Genomic DNA, 17,245 nt, shown 5'->3' on the forward strand with positions numbered 1-17,245 from the left:
CGTGCGGCGTGCTTCTTGGCGCGTCGGGCGTCAGGCTTCGAGCCAGACATTCTCCGCGAATGCGAAGCCCATCAGGCCCGCGAGCGGCACCGAGCCGAGGCCCTTCAGCTTGGTCGTATGCGCGTCGATCGAGCTCTGGAACAGCGGAATGCCGATGCCGCCCGTCTGGTTCACGAGCACCTGCATGTCGCCGTAGATCTTCTTGCGCTTGGCGTCGTCGGGTTCGCCGCGCGCGGCGACGAGCATCTGGTCGAACTGCGGGCTCTTCCAGTTCGCCTCGTTCCAGGGCGCGTCGAACTTGAAGAACTGCGTGAAGATCACGTCCGCGCTCGGACGGCCGTTCACCGAGCCGAAGCCGAGCGGATGCTTCATCCAGTGATTCGACCAGTAACCGTCGGCGGGCACGCGCGTCACCTGCAGGTTGAGGCCCGCCTGCGGCGCGACCTGTTGCAGCAACATCGCCATTTCGATGGAGCCGTCCGCCGCCGGCGACGCCACGATCTGCACCGGCGCGCTGCCGAGCTTGGCCTTCTGGAAGTGGAACTTGGCCTTGTCGGGATCGAAACCGCGTTGCGGCAGGCCCGCCATGTAGTACTTGTTGGTCGGATCGATCGGCTGGTCGTTGCCGATCGCGCCGTAGCCTCGGAATACCGCGCGACGGATCTGCTCGCGGTCCATCAGGTACATCATGCCGCGGCGGAAATCCTCGGTGCCGGTGATGCCGCCTTCGTCGCGCACGATGAGGTCGGTGTAGGTGCCCGTCTTCGTTTCGAGGATCGTGTAGCCGCTCGTGCCCTTGATGCGCTCGGTCGAACGCGGGCTCACCGCGTTGATCAACTGCACGTCGCCGGAAAGGAGCGCGTTCACGCGCGCGGGTTCGTCGCCGATGCCGATCAGTTCGATCTCGTCCAGATGCGGCATGCCCGGCTTCCAGTACTTCTCGTTTCGCACGCCGACCGTGCGCACGCCCGGCGCGAATTCCTTGACCTTGAACGGGCCCGTGCCGATGGCCGTCTTGAAGTCCTTGGTACCGTCCTTGACGATGAGAAAGTGCGATGTCGCGAGGATCACCGGCAGGTCGGCGTTCGCGCCTTCGAGCGTGATCGTCACTTCGTTCGGGCCGGTCGCCTTCACGTCCTTCACCTGGTCGGCGAGCGTCTTCGCCTTCGATGCGGTGGCCGGGTCCTTGTGGCGCATGATCGAGTAGACGACGTCGGCGGGCGTGAGCGACTTGCCGTCGTGGAACTGCACGCCGCTCCTGAGCTTCACGACCCACACGGTCGCATCCTTGGTTTCGAGCGACTCGGCAAGCGCCATCCGCGCGCCGAGATGCGAATCGAGTTCGGTCAGGCCGTTGTAGAACATGTTTGCGCGCACGTAGTCGGTGCCGAGCGCGCCCTTGGCCGGATCGAGCGTATCGGCAGCGGAAGCGGACTGCGTCGCGACGCGGATGCGGCCGCCCTGCTTCGGCTTCGCATCCTGGGCGAACGCGGCACCGCTCGCGGCGAGAAGGCCCGCGCCCGTCATCGACATCAGGCCGCCCGCGGCCAGCGCGCGCAGGACGTCGCGGCGCGAGGCCCCGCGGCGAGTCAGCTCTTCGAGACGGATGCCGGCGTTGGCGACAGCGTCCAGCGATTTGTCGTGGGTCATGGAAACTTCTCCGCGTGAGGATGACGTGGGGTGCGCAGTTCTGACTCTGCGATCGGGTCTTTAGGTCGGTCAGTCAATAGAAAACGTCTTTGATGCGGTAGTACGTGCCGACGAGCGGCAGAAACCAGGGCTTGCCGGTGTGTCCGGGAATCGCGGGCCAGTCGAACTCGCGCCACGGATTCGCTTGCGCGTTGCCGCCGATCACCTCGGCCATCATCTGGCCCATGTGCGTTGCCATCTGCGTGCCGTGGCCGCTGTAGCCCATCGAGAAATAGAGGCCGTCGTGCTGGCCCGCGCGCGGCAGCCGGTCCGCCGTGATGTCGACGAGACCACCCCAGCAGTAGTCGATGCGCGCGCTCGCGAGACTCGGGAACATCTGCGCGAGATTGGCTTGCAGGATGCGGCCGCTCTTCTCGTCGGACGGACGCTCGGACGCGGTGAAGCGCGCACGTCCGCCGAAGAGCAGCCGCGCATCCGGCGTCACGCGAAAATAGTTGTGCATCAAACGACTTGTCGTGTACGAACGGCGCTTGGGCAACAGGCGCGCGAGTTCGGCAGGCGGCAGCGGCTCGGTCACGACGATGAACGAACCGACGGGCGCGAGTCTTCTGCGATACCAGCCGAACGGGCCATGTCGCGAAGGGCCCGTGGCGATCAGCACTTGCTGCGCGCGCAGTTCGCCGCGCGAGGAAGCGATGCGATAAGCGCCGCCGTCCTTCTCGATCGACGTGACTTCGGCCTGTTCGAAGAGCCGCGCGCCGTAGCGTGCGGCGGCGTTCGCGAGGCCCATGCCGAACCGGCCCATGTGCATCTGTCCGCCGTGCTTGTGCAACAGGCCGCCGTAGAAACGGTCGGAGCCGACTTCGCTCGCAATCCGGTCGCGTCCGATCAGTTCGATGTCGGGATCGACTTCGCGCCGGATCAGCTCGGCGGTCTGCTCCAGATGGTCGAAGTGATGCGGCTTCGAGGCGAGCTTGAGCTTGCCCGAGGCCACGTAGTCGCAATCGATCGCTTCTTCGCGGATCAGCCGCTCCACGGTTTCCACTGCCGACGCATACGCGCGATAGCAGCCGCGCGCACGCTCGGCACCGAGTTGCGCGTAAAGCGCCGCATAGTCCTGCGCGACGCCCGTGTTGCACTGCCCGCCGTTACGGCCCGACGCGCCGCCCGCAAGACTCCCCGCATCGAGCACGACGACCGACGCGCCGCGCTTCGCCAGCGCGAGCGCCGCCGACAGGCCGGTGAAGCCGCCGCCGATCACGGCGACCTCGGCATGGCCTTCGACCGGCCCCTCGCTCGCGAACGAACACATGGGGGCGGTGTCGAGCCAATAGGAATCGAGCTTCATCGGGTGTCCTCGGGCCGTCGGCGTATTACAGGCCGAGCAGCGTCGCGACGCCGCCAATGTCGTCGACTTCGTGATACTCGTAGTACGGCGTCGACGGCTCGTGACCACGCTTGACGAACGCCTTGTGCTTGATGCCCATGTCGTGCGCGGTCATCAGGTCGTAGCGCAGGCTCGACGACACGTGCAGCACGTCTTCCGGATTGCAGTCGAGCTGGTCGAACATGTACTCGAAGCCCTGCATGCGCGGCTTGTACGACTGCGCCTGCTGCGCGGTGAAGACCTTGTGAAACGGCGCGCCGAGCTTGTCGACGTTGCTCTGGATCTGGTCATCCGACGCATTCGAGAGGATCACGAGCTTGTACTTCTTGGCGAGCCGCGACAGGCCTTCCGGGACATCCGGATGCGGGCCCCAGGTCGGCACGGCGGTGTAGTACTTCTCGGCCTCAGCTTCGTTGAATGCCACGCCCATGCGCTCGCACGCGCGGCGCACCGCGTTCACGATCACGTCGCGATACGGCTTCCATGCGCCGAGCACTTCGTCGCGCCGATAGCCCGAAAAGAATGCGACGAACTTCTCCATATCCGCGCCTTGCAGACGGTCCGCGTACATCTCGCGCGTCATGTCGGCCATGCGGAATTTCGTCAGCGTGCCGTAGCAGTCGAACGTGATGTACTTCGGCTCGAAATCGATCATGATGATGGTCCTATCGTTGGTGTGAACCCGTGGCGAGTTCAGTGGCGAAAACAGGGAAGCTCGTTCCTGTTGAGAATTTAAACAGCGCAAAAACCGGGGGTGTCGCTGATTCGTGGCGCTCAAACACACAACCGCTGCGTTTTGGGGGGCCTTCACAGCAGAGTCTGCGGTGAAGGCGATCAGTGCATCAGGCGCTTAAGACTGCAGGTCGATCAGCACGCTCTTGAAGCGCAGATTCGCCTCGTAGGCGTGCCGCCCGAGGTCCTTGCCGATGCCCGAACGCTTATAGCCGCCCGTCGGGATCATGAAGTCGCTGGTGCGCCCGTACCGGTTCACCCACACCGTGCCCGCCTCGATGCCGCGCACGAGCCGCAGCGCCCGCCCAAGGTCCGCGGTATGGACGCCCGCCGCTAACCCGTAGTCGGGATGCTGCGCGAGGGCGAGCGCTTCCTCTTCGGTATCGAAGGTCTGGACCGTCAGGACCGGGCCGAACACTTCCTCGCGCACCGCTTCCGATTGCGCGGTCACGTTCGAGAGAATCGTCGGCGAATAGAAGGCGCCGGGCGCTTTGCCGTCGGCGCGCGTGCCGCCGCACTGAAGATGCGCGCCGCTCGCGACCGTCCGTTTCACGATGGCCTCGATGCGCGCGGCCTGCGGCTCGGAGATGATCGGCGGCAGCGTCGTGCCGCGCGTCCAGGTCGCGCCCGGCTTGAGTTCGGCGAAGATGCGGCGAACGCGGGCCGTGAGATCGTCGGCGACCGCGCGTTCGACGATCAACCGCGAGCCCGCGTTGCACACCTGTCCCGCGTTGCCCGCGATCGCGCCCGCGATGCGGCGCGCGACATCGTCCAGGCGCGGCGCATCGGCGAAGACGAGCTGCGGGCTCTTGCCGCCGAGTTCCAGCGTAACCGGCTTGGTGCCGGTCTGGGCGCACGCGGCCATGATCGCCGCCCCTGTTCTCGTCGAGCCGGTGAACGTGACCTTACCGATGCGCGGATGCCGCACGAGCGCATCGCCGGTCGTGCGGCCGTCGCCCTGCACCACGTTGAAGATGCCCTTCGGCACGCCCGCCTCGACCGCGAGTTCGGCGAGACGAAGGACCGAGAACGGCGTCATCTCCGAAGGCTTCAGCACGACCGCATTGCCTGCCGCGAGCGCCGGCGCGATCTTCCACGACGCCATCACGAGCGGAAAATTCCACGGAGCAATCGCGCCGATCACGCCGTAGGGTTCCGCGATCGTCATGCCGAGATGATCGTGATCCGTCGCGATCACCTCGCCGCCGAGTTTGTCGGCGAACTCCGCGTAGAAGCGGATGCCTTCGGCCGTATAGGGGACGTCCCAGGCGAATGCATCGCGAACCGGGCGCGTCGAGCCGAGCGCTTCGAGCGGCGCGAGCGTCGCGGCATCGGCGGCGACGAGATCGGCGAAGCGCCGCAGGATGCGCGCGCGTTCGCGCGGCGCCATGCGCGCCCAGCCGCTCGTTCGATAGGCGGTAAAGGCGTTGTCCACGGCGCGGTCGATCATGGCGGCGTCGGCGACCGGCACCGACGCGTAGACGACGCCATCCGAAGGCCGCGCGACGTCGATGCGCGCCGCATCGTCGTCTACATACTCGCCGCCGATGAAATGCCCGCCGCGCACGACGATGCTGGCCGGATCGAAATTGTCCATTGCGTGGGTCCTTGACTCGTGCCTTGTGATGCCTCAAATCGTAGGCCTGCTGGGTCGGCATATGTCGCTGACAAAAAGGACGATTCAGCACAACGCGCTCGTTGTGGACCGGCCGACTTCACGTTTTGCATTGATTCGCATCGAGCACGGCGAACGCGGATGCGATAGAAAGATCGTCCTAGTCAACGCTGCACTGCAATGCGAGAGTGACGGCGTGAGTCCCTAGACAAAGGAGGCCGGCGTGTCCGACCTGAGAGAGAAGGAAGCGCAACCCGAAGCGCCCACGTACAGACCGTTCACCGCCGACGACATCGGCGCCGCGCATGCGCTCACGACCGAACTGAACTGGCCGCATCGCGCCGACGACTGGCGTTTCGTCGCCGAAGCGGGCAAGGGTTTCGTCGCCGAGGATGCGAGCGGCGTGATCGGCACGGCGTTCTGCTGGAAATACGGACGCGATACGGCGTCGCTCGGCATGGTGATCGTGTCGCCCGCGCGGCAGGGCAGCGGCATCGGACGGCGGCTGATGGAACTGCTGCTCGACGAACTCGGCGAGCGCACGACCATCCTGCACGCGACGCCCGCCGGCAAGCCGCTCTACGAGAAGCTCGGCTTTCGCGAGGTCGGCACGATTCATCAACATCAGGGCGCCGCGTTCCAGCCGCCGTTGGTTTCGCTGCCGCCCGGCGAACGGCTGCGCCCGATCGGCGCGAACGATGCGCCGCGCCTCGTCGAACTGGCTTCGCGTGCGAGCGGACTGGATCGCAGTGCGTTACTGCCCGCACTGCTCGACGTGGCGAGTGGCATCGCGCTCGACCGTGACGGCGAACTGCTCGGCTTCGCGCTCTTCCGCCGCTTCGGACGCGGCTATGCGATCGGACCGGTGGTCGCGCCCGACTCGGCCGATTCGAGCCGCGCGAAGGCACTCATCAGCCACTGGCTGGCGCTCAACGCCGGCGTGTTCGTGCGCATCGACACGCCCGGCGACAGCGGTCTGTCGGAATGGCTGGAGGGCCTTGGCCTTGCGCGCGTCGACACGGTCGTGAAGATGGCGAAGAACGGCTTGCTGGCGGTGGATCGTGAAGTCAGACAATTCGGCATCATCAACCAGGCGGTCTGTTAAACCATGACGTTTCTCTATAAAGCCGATCCCGCGCGCGGCGAGCAATGGGCGCGGCTCTTTGCGCAGAAGGCGCCGGAACTGGGGTTTCGCGTGTGGCCGGACGTGGGCGATCCTGCATCGGTCCGCTATCTAGCCGCGTGGATGCCGCCCGACGATCCGACGCGCACGCTGCCGAATCTCCAGGTGATCTTTTCCGTGGGCGCGGGTATCGATCAGTTCGACCTGTCGGGTGTGCCCGCGCATGTGCCGGTGGTGAGGATGATCGAGCTGGGGATCGTCGAGGGAATGGTCGAGTATGTGACGCAGGCGGTGCTCACGATCCACCGCGATCTCTTCGACTACGCCGGGTTTCAGCAAAAGCGCGAGTGGCGCGAGATGCCGGTGCGTGCGGCGGCTTCGCGGCGTATCGGCGTGCTTGGGCTGGGCGTGCTGGGGACCGCCGTCCTCGAGCGGCTGCGGCTGTTCGGGTTTCCTTGCGCGGGATGGAGCCGTTCGGAACGGGTGATCGATGGCGTCGAGTGTCATGCGGGTATCGATTCGCTCGATGCGTTTCTTGGGCGCACGGACGTGCTGATTTGTCTTTTGCCGCTGACGGACGCTACGCGCGGGATGTTGAATGCGCGGGTTTTTTCTGCCTTGCCCAAGGGTGCTTCCGTCATCAACGTCGGGCGCGGGGCGCATCTGGATCAGGACGATTTGCTCGCGGCGCTTGCGAGCGGGCAGCTCGATAGCGCGATTCTCGATGTGACCGAGCCGGAGCCTTTGCCCGCTGATCATCCTTTGTGGACGCATCCGCGCGTGCGCATCACGCCGCACATCGCCAGTGCTACCCGGCCTGAGAGTGCCGTCGATGTCGTGATCGAGAATATCCGATTGCATCGGGCGGGGTTGCGGATGATCGGACAGGTTGATCGGGCGCGCGGGTATTGAATTGGGCGTCTGCTCGCGTTTGCGTGGGGATATCGTTGGACGTATCTGCGCTTCTAGGGAACTTGTTTTCTTAGTGGTCTATTGGCTCTGCCCCTGTCCGGGGCGGGACTTACTTTCTTTGGCTAGCGCAAAGAAGTAAGCAAAGAAAGCAGCTTTTCCAGGCAGCAGTCGCCAAGCGAAAACGCAATTGATGCACTGAGTGGACATACCGCCTAAGTGTCGTTCTCAAACATCCACCCGGCTTGGCGCGCAGTACGACTGACACCTCCCGAACTTCAACAAAGTGGTATGCGCTCCGTTCAGCTCCGTCCACGCTTCGCTCGGACGAGGGGCACAACCGCGAAGCTCAACCGCGCGACTCGTGCACCCCTCGTCCAGCGAAGCAAAAACGGATGAATGACTGCTGTGCCAACTCGTTCGCTGTGCGATAACACCATGGTTAATCGGACCAGGCGCCTCTTGTCCTTTGAGGGCGACATTTAGGCGGTATGTCCACTCAGTATTGCGAGTGCGTTGCCGTGCTGCGACTGCTGCCTAAGAAGCTGCTTTCTTTGCTTACTTTCTTTGCGCTAGCCAAAGAAAGTAAGTCCCGCCCCGGACAGGGGCAGAGCTAATAGACCACAAAGAAAACAAGCTCCATAGAAGCACAGATACGAACAACCCCAAACCCACAACCCCAGCACAAAATGCTGTAGAGCAAGAAAAAATGCATCGCCCAAACGGTTTGGGCACTTTTTTACCACCACGCGCGAGCGAAGGCACCCGTACCATGGAATGGTAAAAACCTACCCCGTCCGAGGACCGTCCATGTCGACCCAATCGCTCATCGAAGCCGATCGCAAGCACCTGATCCACCCGGTAGTCAGCTACCGCGCCCACGAAGCCCGCGGTGTCACCGTGCTCGAATCGGCCCAAGGCGTCTTCCTGCGCGACATCGACGGCAACGAACTGCTCGACGCGTTCTCCGGCCTCTGGTGCGTCAATACGGGCTACGGCCACGAGAGCATCGTCAAGGCCGCCACCGAACAAATGACGCGGCTCCCCTACGCCACCAGCTATTTCCACTTCGGCTCGGAACCCGCCATCGAACTGGCCGCGAAGCTCATCGACAAAACTCCCGCTTCGCTGCAACACGTCTACTTCACACTCGGCGGTTCCGATGCCGTCGATTCCGCGCTGCGCTTCATCACACACTATTTCAACGCGACCGGACGCCCGTCGAAGAAGCACATCATCGCGCTCGAACGCGGCTATCACGGCTCGTCGTCGATCGGTGCCGGGCTCACCGCGCTGCCGGCGTTCCATCGCAACTTCGACCTGCCGCTGCCGCATCAGCATCACATCGCGTCGCCCTACGCCTACCGCAACACATTCGCCGACGACAACGCGCTCATCGCCGCCTCCGTCGCCGCGCTCGAAGCCAAGGTGGCCGCGCTCGGCGCCGACAACGTCGCCGCATTCTTCTGCGAGCCGATCCAGGGTTCGGGCGGCGTGATCGTGCCGCCCGCCGGCTGGCTGAAGGCGATGCGCGAAGCCTGCCGCAAGCTCGACATCCTCTTCGTCGCCGACGAAGTCATCACGGGCTTCGGCCGCACCGGCCCGCTCTTCGCCTGCGAAGGTGAAGGCGTCGAGCCGGACCTGATGACGGTCGCGAAGGGTCTCACCGCCGGCTATGCGCCGATGGGCGCCGTGCTGATGTCCGACGCGGTGTACCAGGGCATCGCCGATGGCGGCGATCCGGCCGCCGCGATCGGTCATGGGCACACGTATTCGGCGCATCCGGTCAGCGCGGCGATCGGTCTCGAAGTCATGCGCCTCTATCACGAGGGCGGCCTGCTCGCGAACGGCCAGGCACGCGCGCCGCGCTTTGCTCGCGGGCTCGATGCGCTAACCGCTCATCCGCTCGTCGGCGATTCGCGTCATCGCGGCCTGCTCGGCGCGCTCGAACTCGTCGCGGACAAGGAGACCAAGGCAAGCTTCGATCCGGCGCTCAAGCTCTCGGAGCGCATCGCGACCGCCGCCTATCAGAACCGGCTCGTGTTCCGCGCCTTCAACGACAACATCCTCGGCTTCGCGCCCGCGCTCTGCTACACGGAAAGCGAGTTCGACATGCTGTTCGAACGCCTCGAAAAGACGCTCGACGACGTGCTCGCGCAAGCCGACGTGCGCGCGGCGCTCAACACGGCGGGCAAGGCGCCCGCACGCGCGGCTGCGTGAGAAATATCGCGTGATAAGATCGGCGGACGTTTTTCCAAAGATGCCCTGCGATCCGACCCAATGAGCAACGACAGCAAGCTTGACCGTATCGACCTGCGGATCCTTTCGCAATTGCAGAAGAAAGGGCGCATCACCAACGTCGAGCTTGCCGATGCGGTCGGTCTGTCGCCGAGTCCGTGTCTCATCCGCGTGAAGCGCCTGGAGAAGGCGGGCTATATCGTCGGTTACGGCGCGCAGATCGCGCTCGAAAAGCTCGGCGACGTGCAGATCGTCTTCACCGAAGTGACGCTCGCCGATCATCGCCGCGAAGACTTCATCAAGTTCGTCAACGCGATCAAGGATATCGACGAGATCGTCGAGTGCCATCTCGCGAGCGGCGGCTACGATTACCTGCTCAAGTTCGTGACGCGCAGTGTGAGCCACTATCAGAGCATCATCGAAGGGCTGCTCGAACGCGACATCGGCATCGAAAAGTACTTCAGCTACGTGATCATCAAGTCGCCGTTCGTGAAGTCGCACTATCCGCTCGAAACGCTCTTCTCGCAGCCTCATCCCTGACCAGGATGGCGTGCCCGCTTCAGCCGGGCCAGCGCGCGAACTCCTCGCTCAGGAAATCCACGCACACCCTCACCTTCGCCGACGTCGCGAGCCGCTCGGGATAAACGGCCCACACGTTGGCGCTCTGCGTCGCCTCCGGCAGCACCTGCACGAGCGTGCCGTTCGCGAGCAACGGGCGCACGTCCCACATTGAGCGCAGCACGATACCGCGTCCCTCCACCGCCCATTGCACCGCCACTTCGCCGTGATTGGTCGAGAGCGGTCCCGTCACGCGGATCGAGGTGATTTCGCCGCGCACGGAAAGCCGCCAGACGCCGAACGGATGATCGCGTTCCTTGATCGCCAGACACGGATGCGCGGCGAGATCGGCAAGCGCACGTGGCGCACCGTGTCGCTCCAGATACGCGGGCGATGCGCACAATACCCGGTGATTCGACGCAAGGCGCTTCGCGATCAGATGCGGCGCGATATCGTCGCCGATGCGCACGTCGAGATCGAAGCCCTCGCCCGCGACATCGACGATACGGTCGAACAGTTCGAGCCGCACGTTCAGTTGCGGATAACGCTCGGTCAGGCGCGAAAGCGCCGGCGCGACGACGTGCCGCCCGAAGCCGAAGCTGCTCGACACGGAGAGCGTGCCGCGCGGCAGGCGCCGGGTAGTCGAAACGTCCTCGACGAGATGGTCGACGTCATCCAGAATCTTCTCGGCCCACGCGTAGACGCGCTCGCCCGCCTCGGTGATCGCAACGCGGCGCGTCGAGCGATGCAGAAGGCGCGTGCCGAGATCGGCTTCGAGCACGCTTACGCGCTTGCTGACATACGCCGCCGACACCGCGAGCGCGTCCGCCGCCGCGCTAAAGCTGGCCTTGCGGGCGACGAGGCAGAACACGCGCAGGTCGTCGAGGTTCGGCGTGGGGTTCGGCGCTTTCTTCACGATTCGTGCATAGTGGCTTAACCAAAAGCCGAATTTTATGACGATCCAGCAGGAATAAACTAATCGTTATCCACATTTCGATCAGGAGACCCGCATGACCCGCAAAACGTATCACATCGCCGTCATTCCCGGCGACGGCATCGGCCGTGAAGTCATGCCCGAAGGGCTGCGCGCGCTCGACGCGGTCAGCAAGCGCTTCGGCATCGCGCTGGAATACCGGCACATCGAGTGGGCGAGCTGCGACTACTACGCGAAGCACGGCCAGATGATGCCCGACGACTGGAAGGCGCAACTCGCAGACGCGGACGCGATCCTGTTCGGCGCGGTCGGCTGGCCCGACACGGTGCCCGACCACGTCTCGCTCTGGGGATCGCTGCTCAAGTTCCGCCGCGAATTCGACCAGTACATCAACCTGCGCCCCGCGCGTCTCTTCGACGGCGTGCCTTCGCCGCTCGCGGGCCGCAAGGCGGGCGACATCGACATGATGATCGTGCGCGAGAACACCGAGGGCGAGTATTCATCGGTGGGCGGCACGATGTTCGAAGGCACGGATCGCGAGTTCGTCACGCAGCAGTCGATCTTCACGCGCAAGGGCTCCGAGCGCGTGCTGAAGTTCGCATTCGACCTCGCCGAGCGTCGCGAGAAGAAGATCACGGTCGCGACGAAGAGCAACGGCATCTCGATCAGCATGCCGTGGTGGGATGCGCGTGCCGCCGAAGTCGCGGCGCTCCATCCGGACGTGAAGTGGGACAAGCAGCACATCGACATTCTCTGCGCGCGTTTCGTGCTGAACCCGGACCGCTTCGACGTCGTGGTCGCGACCAACCTCTTCGGCGACATTCTTTCGGACCTCGGTCCCGCCTGCACGGGCACGATCGGCATCGCGCCTTCGGGCAACCTGAATCCGGACCGCACGTTCCCGTCGCTCTTCGAGCCGGTGCACGGCTCGGCGCCCGACATCTCCGGCAAGAACATCGCCAATCCGATCGCGATGATCTGGTCGGCGGGCATGATGCTCGACTTCCTCGGCAACGGCGAAGGCCCGGAGCACGAAGCGCACGATGCGATTCTCGCTGCGATCGAAGCGGTGCTGAAGGAAGGCCCGCATACCGGCGACCTCGGCGGCCGCGCCAGCACGACGGAAGTCGGCAAGGCCATCGCCGAACGGCTCGCGTGATCCAAGGAGCATGGCGATGACAACGAAGTTCGAACTGAAGGACCTGATCCGCGCGGACAATTTCATCGACGGCAAATGGGTCGCGGCCGCAAGCGGCAAGCGCTTCGGCGTGACGAACCCGGCGACGGGCGAAGTGATCGCCGATGTCGCCGACAGCGGTGAAGCCGACGCCCGCGCCGCCACCGACGCCGCCGCACGCGCCTTTCCCGCATGGCGCGACGCGCTGCCGAAGGACCGCGCGGCCGTGCTGCACCGCTGGCATGCGCTGATGCTGGAGAACGCCGACGCGCTCGGCCGGCTGATCTCGCTCGAACAAGGCAAGCCGTTCGCGGAAGGCCGCGGCGAGGTGCTGTACGGCGCATCGTATGTCGCGTGGTTCGCCGACGAAGCGACGCGCATCTACGGCGACATCATCCCGCAGCAGCAGCGCGGCAAACGGATGAGCGCGATCAAGGAACCGATCGGCATCGTCGCGGCGATCACGCCGTGGAATTTTCCGCTTGCGATGATCGCTCGCAAGATCGCACCGGCGCTCGCAGCGGGCTGCACGGTGGTCGGCAAGCCGGCCGAGGACACGCCGCTCACCGCGCTCGCGCTCGTGCTGCTCGCGCATGAAGCGGGCGTGCCGCCAGGCGTGCTGAACCTGATTTCGGCGTCGCGCGAAAACGCGGTGCCCGCGGTGGCGGACTGGCTGCACGACGGCCGCGTGCGCAAGATCACGTTCACCGGTTCGACGCCGGTCGGCAAGTATCTCGCGCGCGAATCGGCCGGGACGCTCAAGAAGCTTTCGCTGGAACTCGGCGGCAATGCGCCGTTCATCGTCTTCGACGACGCCGATCTCGACGCCGCCGTCGCGGGCCTGCTTGCCTCGAAGTTCCGCAACGGCGGGCAGACTTGCGTCTGTCCGAATCGCGTGTACGTGCAGTCGGGCGTGTACGAGAAATTCGCGGACCTGCTCGGCACGCGCGTCGCGGCGCTCAAAGTCGCGCCCGCCACCGATCCGGACGCGCAGATCGGCCCGATGATCAACGCCCGCGCGATCGACAAGATCGCGCGCCACGTCGACGATGCCGTGCAGAAAGGCGCGCGCGTGGTCGCGGGCGGCAAGCGGCTCACCGCGCTCGGACCGAACTACTACGCGCCGACCGTCCTCGCCGATGCAACGAGCGACATGCAACTGAGCTGCGAGGAAACCTTCGGGCCGGTCGTGCCGCTCTTTCGCTTCGACGACGAAGAAGAAGCGCTTCGCGCGGCCAACGACACGCCGTTCGGACTCGCCTCGTACTTCTACAGCAACGACCTGCGCCGCATCGACCGGGTTGCTCGCCGGCTCGAAGCGGGCATCGTCGGCATCAACGAAGGCGCGCTCGCAAGCGAGGCCGCGCCCTTCGGCGGCGTGAAGGAATCGGGCTACGGCCGCGAAGGCTCGAAGTACGGCCTCGACGATTACCTGTCGATCAAGTATCTCTGCCAGGGCGGACTCGAATGAGCAAACCGGCCTATCCGATCGAGATCCCGTTCCCGGACATCGCCGCTCACGAAGCGAGCGACTCCGGCATCGCGTATGTGCACACGTTCGACTCGGGCGTGCCCGGTCCGCACGTGATGATCAACGCGCTCACGCATGGCAACGAGGTGTGCGGCGCGATTGTCGTCGATGCGTTGTTGCGCGCGAAAATGCGCCCGCGCCGCGGACGGCTCACGCTTTCGTTCGCGAACGTGGCGGCGTATGGACGCTTCGACGCATCGAAGCCCGATGCCGCCCGCTTCGTCGATCAGGACTTCAACCGCGTGTGGACCGCGAAGACGCTCGACGACACCGCGCGCGTGTCGAGCGAACTCGAACGCGCACGCGCGATGCGCCCGCTGATCGATACGGTCGACCTGCTGCTCGACCTCCATTCGATGCACGAAAAGAGCGCGCCGTTGATCGTCGCGGGACCGCTCGCGAAGGGCATCGAACTCGCGGCGAAGCTCGGCACGCCCGCGACGGTCATCTGCGACGAAGGCCATCCGGAAGGCCGCCGGATGCGCGATTACGAAGGCTTCGGCGATCCGTCGAGTGCGAAAAACGCGCTTTTGATCGAATGCGGGCAGCACTGGGAAGCGAGCGCCGTCGATGTCGCGCGCGATGTCACCGCGCGCTTTCTCGCGCTCTCGGGCGTGGTCGACGCGAGCGATCTGCCGCAAGACTGGTTCGCGCCGCTGCCCGATGAAATGCGCGTGGTGCGCGTGACCGAGCCGGTCGTCGCGAAGAGTACGGACTTCCGGTTCGCGGGCGAATACACCGGCCTCGAAATCTTCGACAAGGCAGGCAGCGTCATCGGCTGGTCGGACGGCGCTCCGGTCACGACGCCCTACGACGACTGCATGCTCGTGATGCCGTCGCTGAGGCAACTGCGCCCGGGCGTGACGGTCGTGCGGCTCGGCAGGATCGAACAGCGCATCGCCACTTCACGCTGATCCACTCATCATCATCATCTTCAGACGAGCGACATGAAAGTACAGCAGATCAGGCAGAGCATCGCATTGCAGGCACTCGAAGACTGGGGCACGGCCGGGCTTCCCGGCACGCCGGAGATCAGGGTATCGGGCGCGCAGCGCGTGATACCGGGCAACGAATCGATCGATACGGGCGTGTTCGAATGCACGCCGGGCACCTATCGGCGCGCGGTGAAACGGGCGGAAGTGATGCACATGCTCGCCGGACGAGGCCGCTTTACGCCCGACGGCGAACCGACGATCCATTTCAAGGGCGGCGATACGCTGTTCTTCGAAGCGAATACGGAAGGCCTGTGGGAAGTCGAGGAAACGATGCGCAAGATCTATGTGATTCTCTGAAGGACGCAAGGTTCGAGCGGGGCGCATGGTCGATGGGCCCCCGCACGCGATGACCCGGCCTAGCGCACGGCCTGCGTCGCTGCTTCACCGCGACTGCCTGCGCGGCGCCCGCCAATCATCTCCGCAAGCCAGTTCACGACCAGCGCGGTGTACGCGCGCTGACTGCCCTCGTCCGAGAGGCCGTGATCGGCGCCGTCGATCACGCGGTACGTGAGCGAATGCGCCTTCAGAAACGCCTGCAGATAGCTCGCGATCACGGTATGCGGCACGATTTCGTCGCGCTCGGATTCGACGAGCAGCACGTCGCCGCGAAAATCCGCAGCCGCGCGCAGCGCGCGATTCTCGTCCGAGCCCACGATGCGCCGACGATACGCCACCAGATCGTGCTCCTTATGCAGCGCGCGCTTCGGAATGTCCCAGCCTTCGTCGAGATAGAGCGCGGGCACGCGCAGACCGAGCCAGCGCACCGGCCGGATCGACGTGAGAATCGAAGCCAGATACCCGCCGTAGCTGCTGCCCGCCACGGCGATCGAACTGCGGTCGATCAGCGGATGCGCAGCGAGCGTGTCGTAGGCGGCGAGCACGTCGGCGAGATTGGTCGCGCGCGTGACGGTGTCCTGCTCGTGCCGCGTGCGGGCGTGGCCGGTCAGATCGAAGGTGAGGCACACGCAGCCCAGCGCCGCCGCCTGACGCGCGCGCTCCATGTATTGCTCCTGATTGCCGCCCCAGCCGTGGACGAACAGGATGCCCGGGATCGTCGTCTGCGGCGCGACGAAGGTGGCGTCGAGATAGCCGCGCCCGATGGGAATCTCGATCTGGTATTTGTCCGCCGTCATGGCTTTGCGCTCCTTGGCCGTCTGCCCGGGCGACTTACCGTGCCCGTTCACCGTCGACCGTGCAGTACTTCGTGATCTCGCCCGCCTGCGGATCGATGCCGTGGTAGTACACGCATGCATCGGCCGGAACCGCCGCGTTCGCGCCGTAGACTTCCGTCGTCGAGGCTCGCACGATTCGTACCGCCGGGTCATCGCAAAATGCCCTGAACGCGCCGATCTCGGCGCCGCTCGCGCCGCCGATCCGCCACGACTGTTCCAGCACGCCGCAATACGCCTGCCCGCGCGCGTCGGCGCCGTTGCCGACGTCGTAATTGCGCCGCGATGCGAAGAAACCGTCGAATGTTTCGGAGACGGCTTCGTCGAACGCGCGCGATTGTTCGATCGCGGTGCGCGCTTCGGCTGGCATGTCGATGCGAGTGAGCGCGTCGAAATCGCCACGCACCACGACCAGATCCGAGCCGCCATACACCTGATGGCCGTGATTGTTGGTCGTCAGCCGCTGCACGCCGTAGTAGCTCGCTTCCAGATCGCCGAGCCGCAACCGCCCGACGCTCAGCGTCTCAATGTTCTGCAAGTCGCGCTCCAGCACAACGCCTTCCGCGCGCAACACCGCGTCGCCGATATCGTCGAGCTGGGCGTCGAGCGCCGCGCGGTCCGCGACGACCGCCTGCCCGGCGCCGCCGATTCCCGACGGCCGCTTGAGCCGCACCGCCCCGTCACGCCACAAACGCGACGCGGCCGCGTGCGCGTCGTTACGCGTGAACGCCGAGAAACCCGGCAGCACGATCGCGCTGACGCGCTCGCCGAAGGCGGGCGCCCAGCCTGCGGGCGCCTCGCGCGCTCCGGGCGGCAGACCGTGGACGACCACTTTCGTCGCGACGAACGGAAACGGCACGACGCCGCCGTAAAGGTCCCGCTCGCTCGCGAGGTTCAGGCGCCGCGCGTCGTGGCTGTCGAGCGTGTCGTCGGGAATCAGGTAGCGGTTCGACGGATACTGCTGCGCCGGATCGAACACGCCTGCGAACGATGCGCCCATCAGCGCCGCGATTTGACGCGCGAGTTCGAGCTGCGTCTCGATCTCATGCCGTCCGCGGGCCGCCTTGCGTCCCTCGCTGTACGCGATCACGACCGGTCCTTCGTCTGAGGGCAGCGCGTTCATGTTGGCACTCCCGGCGCTCGATGCCGAATGGAAATGTCCGCCGCAGAGTGCAACCGGCGGAATCAAACACCGACCGCCTCAGCAAGTCACGTACCGCTCGTCAT

Annotated in this window: 15 protein-coding genes; 8 read left to right on the forward strand and 7 right to left on the reverse strand. The window is 65.2% G+C overall.

The window, feature by feature from the left end; translation table 11 throughout:
* Positions 1-30: 30 nt before the first annotated feature.
* The 4 genes from QCE48_RS24065 to QCE48_RS24080 form a co-directional block, all read right to left on the reverse strand.
* Positions 31-1,650 carry an ABC transporter substrate-binding protein gene (locus QCE48_RS24065; protein WP_309782721.1) on the reverse strand — a complete coding sequence of 540 codons (1,620 nt, stop codon included), beginning with the start codon at positions 1,648-1,650 and terminating at the stop codon, positions 31-33.
* A 73-nt stretch (positions 1,651-1,723) separates the two neighbouring features.
* Positions 1,724-2,998, reverse strand: coding sequence for an FAD-binding oxidoreductase (locus tag QCE48_RS24070; protein ID WP_309782723.1), 1,275 nt, complete (start codon positions 2,996-2,998; stop codon positions 1,724-1,726).
* A 25-nt stretch (positions 2,999-3,023) separates the two neighbouring features.
* Positions 3,024-3,692 (reverse strand): haloacid dehalogenase type II, encoded by a 669-nt coding sequence (locus QCE48_RS24075; protein WP_309782724.1) that lies wholly within the window; start codon positions 3,690-3,692, stop codon positions 3,024-3,026.
* 195 nt (positions 3,693-3,887) lie between these two features.
* Entirely contained in the window at positions 3,888-5,366 is a 1,479-nt protein-coding gene (locus tag QCE48_RS24080; protein ID WP_309782726.1) for an aldehyde dehydrogenase family protein, read from the reverse strand.
* 241 nt (positions 5,367-5,607) lie between these two features.
* On the opposite strand from QCE48_RS24080, the gene QCE48_RS24085 reads away from it, so the two are divergent.
* From QCE48_RS24085 to QCE48_RS24100, 4 genes are all read left to right on the forward strand, one after another.
* The gene (locus QCE48_RS24085; protein ID WP_309782727.1) at positions 5,608-6,489 is read left to right on the forward strand and encodes a GNAT family N-acetyltransferase; all 882 of its coding nucleotides are present in this window, start codon (positions 5,608-5,610) and stop codon (positions 6,487-6,489) included.
* Between the two features lie 3 nt (positions 6,490-6,492).
* Positions 6,493-7,419 (forward strand): glyoxylate/hydroxypyruvate reductase A, encoded by a 927-nt coding sequence (locus QCE48_RS24090; RefSeq protein WP_309782728.1) that lies wholly within the window; start codon positions 6,493-6,495, stop codon positions 7,417-7,419.
* An 807-nt stretch (positions 7,420-8,226) separates the two neighbouring features.
* Positions 8,227-9,636, forward strand: coding sequence for an aspartate aminotransferase family protein (locus QCE48_RS24095; protein ID WP_309782729.1), 1,410 nt, complete (start codon positions 8,227-8,229; stop codon positions 9,634-9,636).
* A gap of 60 nt (positions 9,637-9,696) precedes the next feature.
* The gene (locus tag QCE48_RS24100; RefSeq protein ID WP_087629512.1) at positions 9,697-10,194 is read left to right on the forward strand and encodes an Lrp/AsnC family transcriptional regulator; all 498 of its coding nucleotides are present in this window, start codon (positions 9,697-9,699) and stop codon (positions 10,192-10,194) included.
* Between the two features lie 19 nt (positions 10,195-10,213).
* Here the strand turns inward: QCE48_RS24100 and QCE48_RS24105 are convergent, their stop codons facing one another.
* Positions 10,214-11,128 carry a LysR substrate-binding domain-containing protein gene (locus QCE48_RS24105; protein WP_309782731.1) on the reverse strand — a complete coding sequence of 305 codons (915 nt, stop codon included), beginning with the start codon at positions 11,126-11,128 and terminating at the stop codon, positions 10,214-10,216.
* 94 nt (positions 11,129-11,222) lie between these two features.
* Between QCE48_RS24105 and QCE48_RS24110 the strand changes: the two genes are divergently transcribed.
* Genes QCE48_RS24110 through QCE48_RS24125 form a run of 4 tightly spaced genes read left to right on the forward strand, consistent with a single transcriptional unit; the run spans position 11,223 to position 15,146 of the window.
* Entirely contained in the window at positions 11,223-12,305 is a 1,083-nt protein-coding gene (locus tag QCE48_RS24110; protein ID WP_309782733.1) for a tartrate dehydrogenase, read from the forward strand.
* A gap of 16 nt (positions 12,306-12,321) precedes the next feature.
* Positions 12,322-13,794 carry an NAD-dependent succinate-semialdehyde dehydrogenase gene (locus QCE48_RS24115; RefSeq protein ID WP_309782734.1) on the forward strand — a complete coding sequence of 491 codons (1,473 nt, stop codon included), beginning with the start codon at positions 12,322-12,324 and terminating at the stop codon, positions 13,792-13,794.
* Positions 13,791-14,768 (forward strand): M14 family metallopeptidase, encoded by a 978-nt coding sequence (locus QCE48_RS24120; RefSeq protein ID WP_309782735.1) that lies wholly within the window; start codon positions 13,791-13,793, stop codon positions 14,766-14,768. The genes QCE48_RS24115 and QCE48_RS24120 overlap by 4 nt, the downstream gene beginning before the upstream one ends.
* A gap of 33 nt (positions 14,769-14,801) precedes the next feature.
* On the forward strand, positions 14,802-15,146 hold the full coding sequence (locus QCE48_RS24125) for a cupin domain-containing protein (protein ID WP_309782736.1): 345 nt from the start codon (positions 14,802-14,804) through the stop codon (positions 15,144-15,146).
* A 59-nt stretch (positions 15,147-15,205) separates the two neighbouring features.
* On the opposite strand, the gene QCE48_RS24130 is transcribed toward QCE48_RS24125, so the two are convergent.
* Positions 15,206-15,982, reverse strand: coding sequence for an alpha/beta fold hydrolase (locus QCE48_RS24130; RefSeq protein ID WP_309782737.1), 777 nt, complete (start codon positions 15,980-15,982; stop codon positions 15,206-15,208).
* 34 nt (positions 15,983-16,016) lie between these two features.
* Positions 16,017-17,141, reverse strand: a complete 1,125-nt coding sequence (locus tag QCE48_RS24135; protein WP_309782739.1) for a DUF3182 family protein — start codon at positions 17,139-17,141, stop codon at positions 16,017-16,019.
* Between the last annotated feature and the right edge of the window lie 104 nt (positions 17,142-17,245).

The organism is Caballeronia sp. LZ024 (assembly GCF_031451455.1).
GTDB lineage: Bacteria > Pseudomonadota > Gammaproteobacteria > Burkholderiales > Burkholderiaceae > Caballeronia > Caballeronia telluris.

What these genes read in the sequence shown, in the direction of transcription:
- QCE48_RS24065 (WP_309782721.1), bottom strand. Translation starts at nt 1,650, where the DNA reads ATGACCCACGACAAATCGCTGGACGCTGTCGCCAACGCCGGCATCCGT.
- QCE48_RS24070 (WP_309782723.1), bottom strand. Translation starts at nt 2,998, where the DNA reads ATGAAGCTCGATTCCTATTGGCTCGACACCGCCCCCATGTGTTCGTTC.
- QCE48_RS24075 (WP_309782724.1), bottom strand. Translation starts at nt 3,692, where the DNA reads ATGATCGATTTCGAGCCGAAGTACATCACGTTCGACTGCTACGGCACG.
- QCE48_RS24080 (WP_309782726.1), bottom strand. Translation starts at nt 5,366, where the DNA reads ATGGACAATTTCGATCCGGCCAGCATCGTCGTGCGCGGCGGGCATTTC.
- QCE48_RS24090 (WP_309782728.1), top strand. Translation starts at nt 6,493, where the DNA reads ATGACGTTTCTCTATAAAGCCGATCCCGCGCGCGGCGAGCAATGGGCG.
- QCE48_RS24095 (WP_309782729.1), top strand. Translation starts at nt 8,227, where the DNA reads ATGTCGACCCAATCGCTCATCGAAGCCGATCGCAAGCACCTGATCCAC.
- QCE48_RS24100 (WP_087629512.1), top strand. Translation starts at nt 9,697, where the DNA reads ATGAGCAACGACAGCAAGCTTGACCGTATCGACCTGCGGATCCTTTCG.
- QCE48_RS24110 (WP_309782733.1), top strand. Translation starts at nt 11,223, where the DNA reads ATGACCCGCAAAACGTATCACATCGCCGTCATTCCCGGCGACGGCATC.
- QCE48_RS24115 (WP_309782734.1), top strand. Translation starts at nt 12,322, where the DNA reads ATGACAACGAAGTTCGAACTGAAGGACCTGATCCGCGCGGACAATTTC.
- QCE48_RS24120 (WP_309782735.1), top strand. Translation starts at nt 13,791, where the DNA reads ATGAGCAAACCGGCCTATCCGATCGAGATCCCGTTCCCGGACATCGCC.
- QCE48_RS24125 (WP_309782736.1), top strand. Translation starts at nt 14,802, where the DNA reads ATGAAAGTACAGCAGATCAGGCAGAGCATCGCATTGCAGGCACTCGAA.
- QCE48_RS24130 (WP_309782737.1), bottom strand. Translation starts at nt 15,982, where the DNA reads ATGACGGCGGACAAATACCAGATCGAGATTCCCATCGGGCGCGGCTAT.
- QCE48_RS24135 (WP_309782739.1), bottom strand. Translation starts at nt 17,141, where the DNA reads ATGAACGCGCTGCCCTCAGACGAAGGACCGGTCGTGATCGCGTACAGC.